Source organism: Streptomyces sp. NPDC051569, from assembly GCF_044454085.1.
Taxonomy (GTDB): Bacteria; Actinomycetota; Actinomycetes; order Streptomycetales; family Streptomycetaceae; genus Streptomyces.
In genome coordinates this window covers 32,670-48,104 of the sequence record NZ_JBITDJ010000013.1, presented here as the reverse complement: position 1 = coordinate 48,104, position 15,435 = coordinate 32,670, and the positions used below count along the sequence as shown (strand labels likewise).

The window sequence follows — 15,435 nt, the reverse complement described above, 5'->3', positions numbered from 1 at the left end:
CGTACGGCGGCCATAAGCCGATGGCCCGGGAGACCGCCCCGCTGCGACCATGGCCCGATGCCTCGTACCCACCGTACGTTCGAAGAGCTGATCGCCGAGGCCGCGGCCGTGTCCGTCGACGGCTGGGACTTCTCCTGGCTGGACGGCCGGGCCACCGAGGAGCGCCCTTCCTGGGGCTACGCCCGGGCCATGGCCGAGCGGATGTCCCGCGCCTCGGCCGCCCTCGACATCCAGACCGGCGGTGGTGAGGTCCTCGCCTCCGTACCGCGACTGCCGCCGCTCACCGTGGCCACCGAGTCCTGGCCGCCGAACATCGCCCGTGCCACGGCCCTGCTCCATCCGCTCGGTGCCGTCGTCGTCGCAGACCCGGACGAGCCGCCGCTGCCGTTCGCGGACGGCGCCTTCGACCTCGTCGTCAGCCGCCACCCGGTGAAGGCGTGGTGGGACGAGATCGCCCGGGTCCTGCGTCCCGGCGGTACGTACTTCTCCCAGGAGGTCGGGCCGGCCAGCGTCTTCGAACTGGTCGAGTACTTCCTGGGGCCGCAGCCGCCCGCCGCGCGGTCCGTTCGCGACCCGGAGCGGGCCGGGCGGGACGCCCAAGCGGCCGGCCTCGATGTCGTCGATCTGCGGACGGCTTCGCTCCGCACCGAGTTCCACGACATCGGAGCCGTCGTCTACTTCCTGCGGAAGGTGATCTGGATGGTGCCCGGCTTCACGGTCGAGCACTACCGGGACCGGCTGATCGCGCTGCACCGCCGCATCGAGACCGAAGGCCCCTTCGTGGCCACGACGACCCGCTTCCTGATCGAGGCCGTCAAGAGGAGTTCGCGGGGAAGCGAGAAGGCTTGACCGAGCGTCGCGGGCCAGGGAAAGGGGGGCATTTCCGCTCCGGCGATCCCACCGTGGTGTCACCAGTATTTAATGGCAGGGCAGTTGACCGCGCGCGGAGAGGTTTCTAGTGGGTTTTTCACGGGGTGCAGGAGTGCATGAAGCCGATTCCATCGAGGCCGGCGAGGTGACCTGACCATGGCATCGGACTTCGCACGGCTGATGAAGCAGGACTTCGGGGACCTGGAGGAGGCGGCGTCCGCCTGGCGGAAGCTCGCCACCGAGGCCGACGAGGGCGTGGACCGGCACCGTTCCCAGGTGACCGGGCCACTGCACGCCACCTGGAAGGGGGACGACGCCGACCGCGCCCTGTTCTACCTGGAAGACGTGGAGTCGCGGCTGGGGATCGTCCAGACCGAGGGCATGGCGATCGCCGTCGTGCTGGACGACGTACGGGCCGAGATGTCGGGCGCGCAGACCAATCTCCGTAACGCGGTCCAGCGGGCCGAGGAGAACCACTACACGGTGGACGACGACGGCCGGGTCAGCGACCCGACCACCGCCGACCTCCCGCACAACGACCCGGACACCCGGCAGATCATCCAGGACCGTGCCGGGCCGCGCAGCGAATACCAGCAGTGGATCGACGACGCGCTGGACATGGCCCGTAAAGGGAGCGCCGACGGCAGCCGGGCCTTGGGGATGCTGAACGGCGATGTCCTGGACAGTACGAACCACGGCGGTTCGGCGGAGTCCGCCCAGGACGTGAGGGACGCCATGAAGGCCGTGGGCCTGCAGGCCCCGCAGATCCCGGAGAAGGACCCGAAGGCGGCGGCCGCGTGGTGGGACGCGCTGAGCCCGGAGGAGCGACGCGAATACGCCACGCTCTACCCGAGGGAGATCGGGGCCACCGACGGCCTTCCCACGACCGTACGCGACGACGCGAACCGTACGGCGCTCACGCAGGAACTCAACGCCATCGAGGAGGGCGACCCGAAGGCCCTCTACCCCGGCGCGAGCCAGGATGAGTTGAACCAGCGCCAGCACAATCTCCAGCTCCTCCGCGACCGGATCGAGCAGGGCGACTCCGCGCCTCCGGGCAAGGAGCTGTACGTCCTCGGGTACGACTCCGAGGGGGAGGGGCGGGCGATCATCGCGATGGGCAACCCGGACACCGCCGACCACACCGGGGTCCTGGTCCCGGGCACCAACACCACGATGGACAGCGTTCCGGGGCAGCTCACCCGGCTCGGAAAACTTCAGGATGCCGCCGGAAGAAACGAGCCCGACGGCGGATCGGTGGCGATGGTGAGCTGGCTGGGATACGACGCCCCGGAGGCTTCCGCGACGGACTTCAACAGCGTCGGCGGAACGGGACGCGCCCACGACGCGGCCCCCGACCTGCGCCAGTTCGTCGAGGGGACGCGTGCGTCGCACGAGGGCCCGCCCAGCCACACCACCGTCCTCGGACACAGCTACGGATCGACCGTCGTCGGCGCCGCGGCGGCCGGCGGCCAGGGTCTCGGGGCGGACGACGTCCTGGTGGTCGGAAGCCCCGGCATGACCGTCGACCGGGCGTCGGACCTCCAGATGGACCCTGACCACGTCTGGGCCGGTGGGGCGAAGGACGACGGTGTCATCGACTGGGCCTCCGATCTGACGCTCGGCGACAACCCGCTGGAAGAGCCCTTCGGCGGGCGCAACTTCACGGTCGACACGAGCGGCCACAGCGGCTACTGGGACGAGGGAAGCGCCTCGTTGGACAACCAAGGCAAGATCATCGCAGGTGTGCCGCCGGCAGAGACTCCCAAGGAGGAGAACGATGTCCCCTTCCTGCCCTGGTAGGTCCCGTCCGCTCCGGGTCCCCTTCGGTAGATCCCGCCCGTTCCGGACCTTCCTCGGCAGGTCCCGTCCGCTCCGGGCCGCGCTGGTCGTGGCCGCCGTACTCATCGCAGGAGGCTGCATGCCCTTCACCGACGACAAAGAGGACATCAACGCCCCGCTGCCCCGCATGAGCAGGGAATCCGCCCTGACCTGGGCGAAGGAATACACCAGTTACCTGGGCACCGTGGCGGCCGTCGACATCGACCGCGCCACCGAGGTGACGCACTACGAAGATTGCGTGGGGGAGGGCGACGAGGTGGCCGAGGACGGCCGCTTCAGCCTCTTCTACTACGTCTTCGCGGAAGTCCCCACCGAACAGCAGACCGATGTCGTCAGGAAGCTGAAGAGCCGTCTGGCGAAGGAGGGATTCGAGGTGACCGGCTACCGCGAATACCAGGACTCCCGCTACACCGCCACGTTCTCCGCACGCCACGAGAAGGACGGCTACTCGGTGATGTCCGATCCGGGCAAGCCACACAAGGGCGCGCCGTCGTCCATGTCCTTCGGCGTCCGTACCCTCTGCATGCTTCCGCCCGGCGTCAAGCAGCAGCAGTTCTGAGAGGTGACGATCGATGTCAGGACAGACCGAGGCCGACCCCGCTGAGCTGCGTGCCTCCGCGCACGCCGAGGAGGGGATCGCCCAGGCGATGAAGGGCCCGTCCGACAAGGCCGTAACCGAATCCGGCGCGGCGGCCGGGGCGTTGGAGGGCTGGTCGGTCGGCCCCTCGCTGCGGACCCTGGCGGACAGCTGGAAACCGGCCCTGAACGGGCTGCGGGAACGGATGCGGACGGGCGCCGACAACCTGCGTACGTCGGCGGACGGGCACGAGTGGAACGAGCAAGCCACGGCCAAGGACTTCGAGGGCCTGGAAGGCACCGGGACCCTCTCCGCTCCGGCCGCCGGCATCACGCATCCGGTGGCCCGTGCCCCGGAGGGGCCCTGGAATCCGGCCGACACCTCCACCGGCCATGCGTTCGGCCCGCCGCCCGGTGACTTCGATATCACCGCGCAAGACCCGCGCGGCGGTTACATGATGCCGACGTATGACGGCGACGGCGCGACCGGTAGCTGAAGTCCGGGCGGTGTCAGGGCCAGGAAACGGTCCCCGCGTCTCGTACGGGACGCGGGGATCTCTCGGGCCCATTCCAGGAGAGTCTTCTTCCTCAGGCCGGGGGCCGGTCGATCGATCCAGCACCGGAGCGGTCGATCCACTCGGCCAGATGATCCGGATCGGCGGGAGAATTGTTGTTCGGCTTCCCCCAGGTCCAAACGGTGACCGACTCCCTGAGTTAAATCGCGGCCGCACGCGCGAGCCCTCGATCACAGGGCAGCTGACGTCTCCCCTCCGACGGGCAGAGCCCGCTTCAGGACCACCCATATCGGAAGCCCCTGGCCTTCGTCGGCGGAGACGTATCCGTACTCAGCAGCGATCTGCAGGGTCCGTACCGCGCCGAGCCGGCGGAAGTAGCTGTCGTCGATCTCCAGACGGCCGTCCCGGTGAGACCACAGTGTGTCGGTGGTGTGGTCCATCAAGGGGCGGGCGGCCACAGCATCGAAGACAGCGCGCAATTCGCCTTCCAGCCAGCGCACATCCATGGAACGCTCCCGGCGCACGCGTGCCCGGCTCAGCCACATCCGGCGGCGTAGCCGCCACCGGCGGCCACCAGCCAGATGGACCGGCAACCCACCATCCCCTTCGAGGAGACCGTTGATGACGTTCAACGTCAACAACACGATGAACGTCGGAACAGCCAACGGCAACCACAGTGGCGGGAACCAGAGAAATTGCCAGATGTAGCGGATGCGCAGCAGCGCCGCGGACTTGGCGGGTCGCGGCGCCGCGCGGGGATCCCCGTGCAATGTATTCATGAGGCGCATCAGATCCGTCTCGGCCGCGAGGCCCAGGCCTCCTCCCGCGTGCGGCTGACCGCTCGCTGAGGGAAGCGGTCTTCCGAAGACCAGCCACACGGGCAGGTCCCTGCCGTTGTCGGCGGACACGTAACCGTATTCCGCCGCGATCCGCAGCGCCTGTGCCGCTCCCAACTGGCGGAAGTAGCTGTCGTCGACCTCTACTCGGCCGTCCTTGTGGTATCGGACCGTTCCGGCGGTGTCGCTTCCCGGAGTCTTTCTGCCGTCGAACAACGTTCGGAATTCGTCTTGGAGCCACGGCAGATCTGTGGAGGATTCCCGGCGCATCCGTGCCCGGTTCAGCCACATCCGTCGACGTAGCCGCCAACGGCGCCCGGTGGCCACATAAGGAAGTCCGCTGTCCGCGTCGAGCAGGACGGACATCGCGTACAGCACACAGAAAGCGAGGAGGGCAGGAAGAGCCAGTATCACCCAGAGCAAAGGGAACCAGAGTATCTGGAAGACGTAACGGGCACGCGCCATCGAGAGGGGCTTCGCCGCCCGCGGTGCTGATCTCGGGTCTTTGCGCGGTTCAGTCATCTGGAGATTCTTCCTGTTTTCGCTCATCCGAACAGATTGATGACGGAGGCGACGCTCCCGATGGCGTTCCTGGCCTGATCGACCTTCTCGTGCACTGTGTCCGACAGATAATCGACTTCCCCTGAGGAATACCGCACGCCTTCCTTGTAGAGATCTTTCGCGCCTGTGACGGCCTCGTTCCCGCGGGCGACCCAGGAGCGAGGGTCTATGTACTTGATTTCTCTGCCGGCGCTGTCGGCGACCGATCTCACCGAGTCGGCTATCGCCGGAATGTGCTTCAAGGGTGTGTGCTCGATGAGTTGCGGCATCATCTTCTGAAAAGCGCGATCCGTGAGGTGAGTCCCCGCCTTGTACAGGTTCGCGTCGCCGAGGTGTCTGGCCACTGCGACACCCAGACGGTCCCTGAAGGTGTCAGCAGTTATATGAATCGCCTCCACCTCTCTGCCCAGAACGCCGAATTGACGTGCGACCTGCCCTGCGGCATCCTGGCCGATCCTGGCTGTGCCTCCCACCACGTCGACGATATCGCCTGCTCGCTGGAGTGCGTCCGACGCTTTCGCCCCCACCTCCGCCACATTCAGCGGGATCTTGACGCCTTTGAAAGCTCCCAAGCCGACCTTGCCGTACCGCGCGACATCACCGAAGGGAATGAAGCCGACGAGATCCAGGCCGATATCCGTCCATGAACCATTTTTCGCGCCCAGCGCCCAGCCACTCACATGGAAACCCAGAGCGGCCGCGTTGAGGATCATTCCGATGGCTTCGAAGACCACGGCACCGATGACTGTTTCGGAGAAGATCAGCGCGAGAACGTCACAGGCCGCGCTGGCCAGCCCCAGCCAATCGCCGATCTGGTAGATGAGATCGGCATGCTCCTTCAGCCATGTGCTGATGGCGGTCCCCAGCGACTTGAGCTCGTCACCCAGGTTGCTGAGAGTGTCCAGGAAGCTCTCGAAGAGCCCCGGTTCGTCCGGTGCGCTATCAGCAGCCCTGTGGATCGCCTCGGCCGCGGCGCGTGCCGCGGCCGCGTGGGCGTCGAGGAGGTCGTGTGCCTTCTTCAGGATGTGGTTGAGCGCCGCCTGAGCCTCGTTGACCCGCTTCGACGCGTAGTCGATCCGTCCCTGTGCATCCTGTAGCGCCTCGTCCGTGGCGAAGGTCTGCCCTACGAGATGCAGGTCCGGGTTGTTCTCGGCCTGGCTGAGGACCCGGCGTGCCTCTTCCGCCTCGGACTCGTAGCGCGCGGCGATCGACTGGAAATCCGTCAGCTCAACGTTCCACCTGTGCAGCACGGCTGCCGCGTCGATCAGTGAATGGTGCCCCTCCGCAAGGTACTTCGGCAGTGCACCGACCTTCTTCGAGAATCCGGCGGCTGCCTCCCCTTCCCAGATCCCGTCGCTCGTTCCCAGACGCGACAGCGTGCTGTGAGAGTCGTTCAGCTGATTGCCGACCCTGCCCAGGGTGGTGGCAAGATGCTCCACCGATGCCGGACTGCCCGGAGCCGGATCGAATCCGAGCGCGTCAAAAATGTGTGTACTCACGCTGTGGTCCCCCCTTGACGGCGATCAGCCGAAATCGGAAAGCGACGGTGTGGCTTCGACCGTTGTGTCATCTGCCTGTGGGGCGTCGCCGAAGGTGACGGTGTCGGCAATGTCGGCCAGGACGGCCTGGTAGAGGTGCAGGTCCCCAACGTCAGAGGTACTCAGGCAGAGCAGCAGCAGCCGGTTCTCTGCGGGAAACGGAATCCAGACCTCGATGCGTACGAGAAAGCGTTCCCGCTCGCCTTCGTCCAACCGCCACATCACGCGTTGTCCTGCGATGTGTACCACGGCGGGGCCCGCGGGCAGCGCGATGAGCTGCGCCTCGCCGCCGTCGTCGGTCCGTGACAGTGTCTCCGCCACGCCGGCGGCGGCGACGCCTGGATCGGGGTTGTCGATGTCCCGGATGCTCACCAGCAGAGTGCAGTGGCTGACGCGCTCGGACACGGTGGAATCGTCCGCCGTACCCGCGCGGGGGAAGATGCCCATCGCTTGGTAGATCGCGCCATCTGCGGCAAGTTGCTGGGAGTTCGCCGTCTGCATGGCTGCGAACACGCGGCGCAGCGGTTCCCACTCCTCGCGTTCGCCCCAGTACGCGCGGGAGAACGTACGCATCTGCTCGTCGAGAGTCTCCTCGTCGACGTCCAAGCCGAGAGGAACCTCGTGGAATTCTGGCTGAGGCTGGAAGCTGACTGCCGTACGAGGGGAGTGGCCGGCGCCGTCCGTTGCCATGCCGTCCGCCGCCGCCTGTTCGGGTATCACTTGTCCGTGCCTCCGTCGGCCATCTTGAAGCCCTCGGCGATCTGTTCCTCAAGGGCCGAGTAGATCTTCTGGGTCTGGATCAGTCCTTCGGTGACCCCGCCTGTCGCATCAGCGATACGCCCGATGCCATATCCCCAGGATTCCTGGAAGTCGTCACATGCCTTGTCCAGCTCGTTGAAACCCGAGCCCTTGGGGTCGAAGTCCTTAAGGAGTTTCATCGCGGCACGCATGTCATCAGCGCAGTTGCCGAGTTGTTCCGTCAGCCGGCCGAGCGCTTCGAGCTCCACCCTGTAATAACCGGTCATACCCTTGTTTCTCCTGTGTCCGTCCGACACGCGCCGACTTTGACGCCAACGGTGTCCCTCAGAAAGGATCTTGAGGCTCATCTCTGGTACTTGGACTGATTGAATGAGCCAGTTCGGGTTATTGCTGATACGGGTTGTACCCGGGCGGCTGCTGGTTCGGCGGAGCCGGGGGCGGGGGCTGCTGCTGGTACGGGTGGGGATGTGACTGTGGGGGATACGGAGTTTGCTGCTGCGGGTAACTCCCGTATCCCTGGCCGTGAATCCGCTGTTCGGCCGCGTGGCGCTTGCGTTTCTTGCCGCTGATGATGACCAGGGCGACGACGCCCGCGATCAGGAGCACAACGACGGCGGCGATCAGATAGACGGCGGAGCGGGCCAGGTGAGTCCCCGATTCGCTGTCGCCTGCCGCCGCGCTGTTGCTGCCGTTGTTGCTGTCGTCGGTGGCCGAAGGCGCGGATGGCGCGGGCATGATGAGGGGGCCGTTTGCCGGGCCGGGCGGGATGTTGTTCTTGAGGGCGGCGAGGGGCTGGATGTAGCCGTAGCCGTATTTCTCGTCGGGGAGTTTGATGCCCTTGGCCGAGGAGGGGAGTCCGGCGGTTTTGGTGAGGCGGTTGACGATCTGGCCGGCGGTGAGGTCGGGGAACTTCTCCCGGAGGAGGGCGGCGGCTGCGGAGACGAACGCGGCCGAATCGGAAGTGCCGGTTCCCATGCGGTAGCCGTCCGCATCCGTACCCGTGGAGACGATGCCGTCACCAGGAGCGGAAAGCATCAGGTTCGGGCCGGAGTTGGACTTCTCCCAGATCTCGCCGGAGCTCTGTACTGCGCCGACATTCACTACGTCAGGATAGATTCCCGGATAACCGATGGCGTCGGCTCCGCTCTTTCCGTCGTTGCCCGATGAAGTCACGATGACGACGTTGCGTTGCAAGGCGTACTTGACCGCCTCGAATTCCGAGTCTCCGTCCGGCCGCGATCCGCCACCTTGGGAGATATTGATGACCGAAGCCCCCTGATCCACGGCGTACTTGATCGACAAAGCGAAGCCGTCACTATCCGACCCTCTGTCACGAATCGGCAGAATCTTCGCCTCGGGAGCGAGTCCCATCACGCCGTCAGTTCCTCCGGCGCCGTGGCCGTGTCCCGCGATGATTCCGGCCATGCCCGTGCCGTGATCGTCCCCTGGGGCGGGTGAGGCGTCGGAGTCCCCGTCGATGAAGTCTTTGCCGGGGAGGATGTTGCCCGCAAGGTCGGGGTGGTGGGCGTCGACGCCGTCGTCGATGACGGCGACGGTGATGCCTTTGCCGGTGGCGAGTTGCCAGATTTTGTCGGCGTCGAAGGCCTGGAGTGGCCACTGGTCGTTCCGTACCTGGTCCGCGGTCGCGGTGGGTGGGGTGGTGAGGAGCAGCGCTCCCGCTGCTGCCGCGCTGCCCAGGATGCGCAGCGTCCGCGTGAGCACCATGCTGTGTCTGTCCTCTCTGCCCGCCCGGTGGGGCCCACCTGTGTGGTGGGGTGGGCCCCGTTTCATGATCGCTTGTGGTGGTGGGGTGGTGGTTATTCGATGGTTCGGGGGGTCACGTTCTGCTGGGTGACCCAGGTTTCCTCGTCCTCGACGAGGTAGTCGGGGCGCTGTTTGCCGTTCTTGTCCTTGTCGCGTCCCTTGCCGGTGGCTCCGGCACCATGGGCGCCGTTGGAGGTTCCGGAGGTTTTGCGGCCTTCGGCGCTGCCGCCGCGGCTGCCGTGCAGCCCGGATCCGGCGCCGCCTGCCGGGCTGGGCCTGCCGCCGGCCGCACCGACCGTCCCGCCCTTCGCACGGGCCAGCGGACCCCGGCCGCCGGCCGCTCCCGCACGCCCCGCACCCGCCCCGGCACCACCACCGGCACCCATCCCCGGCCGCCCGGCACCCGCGCCGGTGCCGGCCGACCCGCCGACGACGGAACCACCACGCCCGACACCGGTACCGACCCCGGGAACACCCGGGAAACCCCCCGCGCCGAGACCGGCACCCGCACCCGCCGTACTACCGGGCCCGCCACCGATCACCCCCGCGGAGCCTGCGGCACCGCCCCCGGGACCGACTCCGGCACCACCCCCACGAGGACCCGCGGACACGATGCCGTCCACATCCGTACCGACACCGGAAGGAGAAGATCCCCTGGACGGCGAACCGCCCCCGATACCGCCACCGAGCCGCGGCGAATTCGGCGACGGAGCAACGGGTGCGCCACCCCCGGCAACGCCACCACCGGCAGGAGTCCTCCCCACCAACCGGGGACCACCCTCCGTAGGAACCGCCACGATCGGAACAGGCGCGATACCCCCAGGATCACCCGGATAGTCGTCATGACTGTCGTTGGGAAGGCGGTTCTTCTTCCACGACCCCATCGCCTTCGCCTGCGACGCGTAAGCCGCCCCCAACTGCTCCATCTTCACAGCCATCCGCAGCTGGGCTTCCTTGCCCGCCGACAGGTCGTCCTTGTTCCTGTCCAGCGCATCCTGCGTGGACTTACCGGCAGCCTGGTCACGCTGCAAGTTGTCGGTTGAGCGGGTGAGTCCGTCCCCGAAGGCGTTGAGAGCGCTGTCCAGCTTTCCGGGTTTCTCCATCGCCTCGACCTCGGGCTTGATGGTCTCCAGCACCGTCGCCGCACTGCGCATCGCCGTCGACGTGTACTCCGCGTACTTCGCACCGTCCTGGATCTTCACCCCGATGACCCGCGCCCGGGCCCGGAACGCGTCCGCCGCGTCACCCTCCCAGTGCTCCAGCACCTCGTCCACCGCCGCCAGGAACGCCTGACGGACACCACCCCCACCGCCCTCACCGACCAGCTTGGTGTTCACATCACCCCAGCCGGTCGCCACGTTGTGCACCTCACCCGGATTCGCCCCCACGACCATCGCCTTCATCTGATCCATGGTCAGGCCAGCGAAATCCGTCGTGTGCGACTCGTTGAAACACCTCTCCGCCGGAACATAGTCGTACGTGAAGTCATCACCCGTGCCGCCACCCGCCATGACCTACTCGCCCCCCGCCATCGACGCCTTCACAGCCGCGTCCTGGTCCTGGTACGCACCGTGCGTCTTCCTCGTCTTCGTACCGAACTCATCCACCAGCCCATGAATATGCTTGACGACATCCTCAAGATGCGCCTTCATCTCGTCATGGGCGATATGCAGATTGCTCGCTTCCCCGAAGCCCTTCCCGAGCGCCCCCGGAGGCAGGTAGGTGCTGTAACAAGAACTCGTATGCGCCTCGCCCAAGTCGGCGATCACCGCATTGAGCTTCCGCACCACGTTGTCCAACGCACTCAGATCAACTCTGTACTGTCCGCTCGCCATCGCGAGATCCGGCCCCTCTCCCCGTTCGCCCAGTCGCCGGCGCCGCTACGCTTTCGTCACTCTACGTAGTCCCATTGCGTCCACTGGTGAGTAAAACTCTATCGCTTGGCATGCGCACGACCCAATGGTTCGTCCCGTTTCCCGCATCGCGGCGCCGGGCTGCCGGGCGATGGCCAATTTCCTCCACCGTAAAGCGGGTTGCTTCACCGCCGTCGCCTGTCCTCGCCCATCGCACAGCACCGCCCCATCCCCCACACCTCAGTGCCCCAGGCGCCCAGGCCGCACGTTCCGGAGGTCGCTCATGAGGGGGACGGCGCGCCGTGGCGACTACACGCCACGCCGGGTGTGAAAACCCGCTGACCCCGCGTTTCCAGGCGGGGCAGCGGGCATCGACGCCTCCGGAGCGTGATCGCGGCCCGGCGTGGGGCGCAGCATCGCTTACGAAGGGTTATTGTGGAAACCCCCCCTCGGGCCGGTCCGTATCCCCCCCACGGACCGGCCCGTTTTTCATGTCACGGCGTCAACTGCCTTATCGGCGTGACGCTGACGAGTCCTCATGGACCGTCAGCTGCGGGCGGCCCAGATGTTCGTGCCCTCGGTGTCCACCGCGAAGCCGTCGATCTCCTTCAGCTCCTCGGCCGTGAGCGGCGCCCCGGTCAGTGCCGCGACGTTCTCGTCCAGCTGCTTCACGCTGGACGCGCCGATCAGCGCGGAGGTCATACGCGGATCCCGCAGCACCCAGTTCAGCGCCAGCTGTGCCAGCGACTGGCCGCGCCGCCGCGCGATCTTGTTCAGCCCGTTGAGCCGCTGCATGACCTCGTCCGACAGCAGATCCGGGTTCAGGGACTTGCCCTGGGTGGCCCGCGAGCCCTCCGGGATTCCCTTGAGGTACTTATTGGTGAGCAGTCCCTGCGCCAGCGGCACGTACGAGATGCAGCCCATGCCGGCCGTCTCCAGGGTGTCCAGCAGCCCGTCGTCCTCGATCCAGCGGTTGATCATCGAGTAGGACGGCTGGTGGATGAGCGCGGGGACGCCCATCTCCTTCAGGAGCCTGGCCGCCTCGGCGGTCTGCTCCGCGTTGTACGACGAGACGCCGACGTACAGCGCCTTGCCCTGCTGTACGGCGGAGGCCAGTGCGCCCATCGTCTCCTCAAGAGGAGTATTCGGGTCGGGGCGGTGGGAGTAGAAGATGTCGACATAATCGAGACCCATGCGGCCCAGGGAAGCGTCCAGGGAGGACAGCAGGTACTTGCGGGATCCCCACTCTCCGTAAGGGCCCGGGTGCATGAGATAACCGGCCTTGGTCGAAATGACGAGCTCGTCGCGGTAAGGCGCGAAGTCCTGCGCGAAGAGCTTGCCGAAATTCAGCTCGGCGGATCCGGGCGGCGGTCCGTAGTTGTTGGCGAGGTCGAAGTGCGTGACGCCGAGGTCGAAGGCGCGGCGCAGGATCGCGCGCTGCGAATCGAGGGTGCGGTCATCGCCGAAGTTGTGCCAGAGACCGAGGGAGATCGCGGGCAGTTTGAGGCCGCTGCGCCCACTGCGCCGGTACTCCATGGAGTCGTACCGGTCACCGGCAGCGAGGTAAGAGGAGGAATCAGTCATGGTTCCTTCCTTATCACGGACTTGTGACAGACCGGGTTGGGAGACCACGGGGGCCGAGCAGTAATGTGACGGCTTCGGGGTCCCTGGGCCGGCCCCAGGATCCCGCCAGCGGACGCGCCGGTCCCCATGGAATCGAGAGGCGGACTTCAGTGAACTTGCGCGACCTGGTGTACAGGCTCTACGCACGCCGGGTGGAAGGCCGCCTCGACCACACCCAGGTGCCCAAGCACATCGGCGTCATCCTCGACGGGAACCGTCGCTGGGCGAAGGCGTCCGGCGGTACGGCCGAGCAAGGACACAAGGCCGGCGCCAGTAAGATCCAGGATCTGCTCGGCTGGTGCTCCGAGACCGATGTCGAGGTCGTCACCCTCTGGCTGCTCTCCACCGACAACCTCGACCGCCCCGAGGATCAGCTCACCCCCCTCCTCGGCATCATCGAGGACGCGGTCCGCGATCTGGCGGCAGACGGCCGCTGGCGGGTGCACCACGTCGGCACGCTCGACCTGCTGCCCGGCCACACGCAGACCGTCCTCAAGGAGGCCGAGCAGGCCACCCTCGGCAACGAGGGAATACTCGTGAATGTCGCCGTGGGCTACGGCGGGCGGCAGGAAATCGCCGACGCGGTCCGTTCCCTGCTCCATGACCACGCGAGCAGAGGCACCTCCTTCGAGGAGCTCGCCGAGATCGTCGACACCGACATGATCTCCTCGCACCTCTACACCCGCGGCCAGCCCGACCCCGACCTGGTCATCCGTACCAGCGGTGAGCAGCGGCTCTCCGGGTTCATGCTCTGGCAGAGCGCCCATTCCGAGTACTACTTCTGTGAAGTCTTCTGGCCGGCCTTCCGTAAGGTCGACTTCCTGCGGGCCCTGCGTGACTACGCGGCGCGCCACCGCCGCTACGGATCCTGACCTCCCCCTTCACCGGTTCACCGGCACCCCCGCGGCCCCGACCGGCCCCGGCGCGGGTATGTCACCCCAGGTTCACCCCCTGTCCGTCATATGCCATGGCATGGCGGCGCGTGTTCGAGGGCATACCTCCTGCAGGTCGACGTCCGAAAGCAGCTCTGTCCGAGGACGTCGCATCTCAGTGGACGGCATGGGGCCGTCCGCCCGGGAGGTCCTTTTGCACCAGGACGACCGTGCGGTGAGACGTACGGGCGACGTGGAGGGCCGGAGTTCGGCCCGCGCACAGGGCCTGAATCCGGCCCCGGCCCCCGATGCCGTCGCACCCCGACCTCATCCGAGGGGGTACGTCCTTCCGTGGTGACCAGCACGAAGCGCCGCATGCCCGACAGGCGCACCTACGTAATCGACACCAGTGTCCTGCTCGCCGATCCGAACGCCATGTATCGCTTCGAGGAGCACGAAGTGGTGCTCCCCATCGTGGTGATCACAGAGCTGGAGGCCAAGAGGCATCATCCGGAGCTCGGCTACTTCGCCCGGCAGGCCCTGCGCCTGCTCGACGACTTCCGTATCCGGTACGGCCGTCTCGACGCCCCCATCCCTCTCGGCGACCTGGGCGGCACGCTGCGCGTCGAGCTCAACCACTCCGATCCCGGCATCCTGCCCGCCGGCTTCCGATTGGGGGACAACGACTCACGGATTCTCGCGGTCGCACGTAATCTCCAGGCCGAGGGGTACGACGTCACGGTCGTCTCCAAGGATCTGCCGCTGCGCATCAAGGCGTCGTCGGTCGGGCTGCTCGCCGAGGAGTACCGCGCCGAGCTGGCCGTCACCGACTCCGGCTGGACGGGGATGAGCGAGCTGACGCTCGCCGCCGAGCAGGTGGATCTCCTCTACTCCGAGGACACCCTCCATGTGCCCGAGGCGAGTGGGCTTCCCGTGCACACCGGTCTGGTGCTCCAGTCCGAGCGCGGAAAGGCGCTCGGCCGGGTGACCCCGGAGGGCGATGTCCGCCTCGTGCGCGGCGACCGTGAGGCCTTCGGGATCCACGGCCGCAGCGCCGAGCAGCGCATCGCCCTCGATCTCCTCCTCGACCCGGACATCGGCATCGTGTCGATGGGCGGCCGGGCCGGCACCGGCAAATCGGCGCTGGCTCTCTGCGCGGGCCTGGAAGCGGTCCTGGAGCGCCAGCAGCATCAGAAGGTGATGGTCTTCCGGCCGCTGTACGCGGTCGGCGGGCAGGAGCTCGGCTATCTGCCCGGTACCGAGGCCGAGAAGATGAGCCCCTGGGCGCAGGCGGTCTTCGACACGCTGTCCGCGGTCGCGGGCCGGGACGTGATCGAGGAGGTGCTGGGACGCGGCATGCTGGAAGTGCTGCCGCTCACGCACATCCGCGGCCGTTCCCTGCACGACGCGTTCGTCATCGTCGACGAGGCCCAGTCCCTGGAGCGGAACGTACTGCTGACCGTTCTGTCCAGGATCGGGGCCAATTCCCGGGTGGTGCTCACTCACGACGTGGCCCAGCGCGACAACTTGCGGGTGGGGCGGTACGACGGGATCGTCGCCGTCGTTGAGAAGCTCAAGGGCCATCCGCTCTTCGCGCACGTCACCCTCACCCGCTCCGAGCGCTCCCAGATCGCGGCGCTCGTGACCGAAATGTTGGAGGACGGTCAGATCTAGGCGGTATCACCGCAGTTGGCGCCGCCCGGCGAAGCCAGAGAGCTTAGCCGGGCGGCGCCGCGCTTTACCGCCTTTTCCAACGAACCGATGCGCCAAACAGGGTGTGAGCTTTCCCACGCGAGGAAGAATTGCCTCGCGGTATCGCCTTCCGG

At 66.9% G+C, this 15,435-nt stretch carries 14 protein-coding genes; 6 read left to right on the top strand and 8 right to left on the bottom strand.

Annotated features, from left to right (window positions below):
* Positions 1-57 precede the first annotated feature (57 nt).
* From ACIBAE_RS19285 to ACIBAE_RS19270, 4 genes are all read left to right on the top strand, one after another.
* Positions 58-849: a class I SAM-dependent methyltransferase gene (locus ACIBAE_RS19285; RefSeq protein ID WP_399286666.1), complete on the top strand. Its 792-nt coding sequence runs from the start codon at positions 58-60 to the stop codon at positions 847-849.
* A gap of 177 nt (positions 850-1,026) precedes the next feature.
* Positions 1,027-2,673, top strand: coding sequence for an alpha/beta hydrolase (locus ACIBAE_RS19280; protein WP_399286663.1), 1,647 nt, complete (start codon positions 1,027-1,029; stop codon positions 2,671-2,673).
* Between the two features lie 118 nt (positions 2,674-2,791).
* On the top strand, positions 2,792-3,271 hold the full coding sequence (locus tag ACIBAE_RS19275; RefSeq protein WP_399286660.1) for a hypothetical protein: 480 nt from the start codon (positions 2,792-2,794) through the stop codon (positions 3,269-3,271).
* Positions 3,272-3,284: 13 nt separating this feature from the next.
* Positions 3,285-3,785 carry a hypothetical protein gene (locus ACIBAE_RS19270; protein WP_399286657.1) on the top strand — a complete coding sequence of 167 codons (501 nt, stop codon included), beginning with the start codon at positions 3,285-3,287 and terminating at the stop codon, positions 3,783-3,785.
* A gap of 248 nt (positions 3,786-4,033) precedes the next feature.
* Here the strand turns inward: ACIBAE_RS19270 and ACIBAE_RS19265 are convergent, their stop codons facing one another.
* From ACIBAE_RS19265 to mgrA, 8 genes are all read right to left on the bottom strand, one after another.
* Positions 4,034-5,161: a hypothetical protein gene (locus ACIBAE_RS19265; RefSeq protein ID WP_399286654.1), complete on the bottom strand. Its 1,128-nt coding sequence runs from the start codon at positions 5,159-5,161 to the stop codon at positions 4,034-4,036.
* A 23-nt stretch (positions 5,162-5,184) separates the two neighbouring features.
* On the bottom strand, positions 5,185-6,699 hold the full coding sequence (locus tag ACIBAE_RS19260; RefSeq protein WP_399286651.1) for a putative T7SS-secreted protein: 1,515 nt from the start codon (positions 6,697-6,699) through the stop codon (positions 5,185-5,187).
* Between the two features lie 24 nt (positions 6,700-6,723).
* Positions 6,724-7,344, bottom strand: a complete 621-nt coding sequence (locus tag ACIBAE_RS19255) for a hypothetical protein (protein WP_399286648.1) — start codon at positions 7,342-7,344, stop codon at positions 6,724-6,726.
* A gap of 110 nt (positions 7,345-7,454) precedes the next feature.
* On the bottom strand, positions 7,455-7,763 hold the full coding sequence (locus tag ACIBAE_RS19250; protein WP_399286646.1) for a hypothetical protein: 309 nt from the start codon (positions 7,761-7,763) through the stop codon (positions 7,455-7,457).
* A 118-nt stretch (positions 7,764-7,881) separates the two neighbouring features.
* Positions 7,882-9,222: a type VII secretion-associated serine protease mycosin gene (gene mycP, locus ACIBAE_RS19245; RefSeq protein ID WP_399286643.1), complete on the bottom strand. Its 1,341-nt coding sequence runs from the start codon at positions 9,220-9,222 to the stop codon at positions 7,882-7,884.
* 92 nt (positions 9,223-9,314) lie between these two features.
* The gene (locus tag ACIBAE_RS19240; protein WP_399286641.1) at positions 9,315-10,673 is read right to left on the bottom strand and encodes a hypothetical protein; all 1,359 of its coding nucleotides are present in this window, start codon (positions 10,671-10,673) and stop codon (positions 9,315-9,317) included.
* A gap of 102 nt (positions 10,674-10,775) precedes the next feature.
* Positions 10,776-11,030, bottom strand: coding sequence for a hypothetical protein (locus tag ACIBAE_RS19235; RefSeq protein WP_399286638.1), 255 nt, complete (start codon positions 11,028-11,030; stop codon positions 10,776-10,778).
* 630 nt (positions 11,031-11,660) lie between these two features.
* Positions 11,661-12,698, bottom strand: coding sequence for an L-glyceraldehyde 3-phosphate reductase (gene mgrA, locus ACIBAE_RS19230; RefSeq protein ID WP_399286636.1), 1,038 nt, complete (start codon positions 12,696-12,698; stop codon positions 11,661-11,663).
* Positions 12,699-12,847: 149 nt separating this feature from the next.
* Between mgrA and ACIBAE_RS19225 the strand changes: the two genes are divergently transcribed.
* Together ACIBAE_RS19225 and ACIBAE_RS19220 are read left to right on the top strand one after the other, a co-directional pair.
* Complete coding sequence (locus tag ACIBAE_RS19225; RefSeq protein WP_399286634.1) at positions 12,848-13,609, top strand: isoprenyl transferase; 762 nt, start codon at positions 12,848-12,850, stop codon at positions 13,607-13,609.
* Positions 13,610-13,960: 351 nt separating this feature from the next.
* Positions 13,961-15,283, top strand: a complete 1,323-nt coding sequence (locus ACIBAE_RS19220; RefSeq protein WP_399286631.1) for a PhoH family protein — start codon at positions 13,961-13,963, stop codon at positions 15,281-15,283.
* Positions 15,284-15,435: the final 152 nt, after the last annotated feature.

Coding starts and splice junctions, on each gene's coding strand:
- mgrA (WP_399286636.1), bottom strand. CDS start 12,698: ATGACTGATTCCTCCTCTTACCTCGCTGCCGGTGACCGGTACGACTCC.
- ACIBAE_RS19270 (WP_399286657.1), top strand. CDS start 3,285: ATGTCAGGACAGACCGAGGCCGACCCCGCTGAGCTGCGTGCCTCCGCG.
- ACIBAE_RS19265 (WP_399286654.1), bottom strand. CDS start 5,161: ATGACTGAACCGCGCAAAGACCCGAGATCAGCACCGCGGGCGGCGAAG.
- ACIBAE_RS19250 (WP_399286646.1), bottom strand. CDS start 7,763: ATGACCGGTTATTACAGGGTGGAGCTCGAAGCGCTCGGCCGGCTGACG.
- ACIBAE_RS19240 (WP_399286641.1), bottom strand. CDS start 10,673: ATGGATCAGATGAAGGCGATGGTCGTGGGGGCGAATCCGGGTGAGGTG.
- ACIBAE_RS19275 (WP_399286660.1), top strand. CDS start 2,792: ATGCCCTTCACCGACGACAAAGAGGACATCAACGCCCCGCTGCCCCGC.
- mycP (WP_399286643.1), bottom strand. CDS start 9,222: ATGGTGCTCACGCGGACGCTGCGCATCCTGGGCAGCGCGGCAGCAGCG.
- ACIBAE_RS19280 (WP_399286663.1), top strand. CDS start 1,027: ATGGCATCGGACTTCGCACGGCTGATGAAGCAGGACTTCGGGGACCTG.
- ACIBAE_RS19285 (WP_399286666.1), top strand. CDS start 58: ATGCCTCGTACCCACCGTACGTTCGAAGAGCTGATCGCCGAGGCCGCG.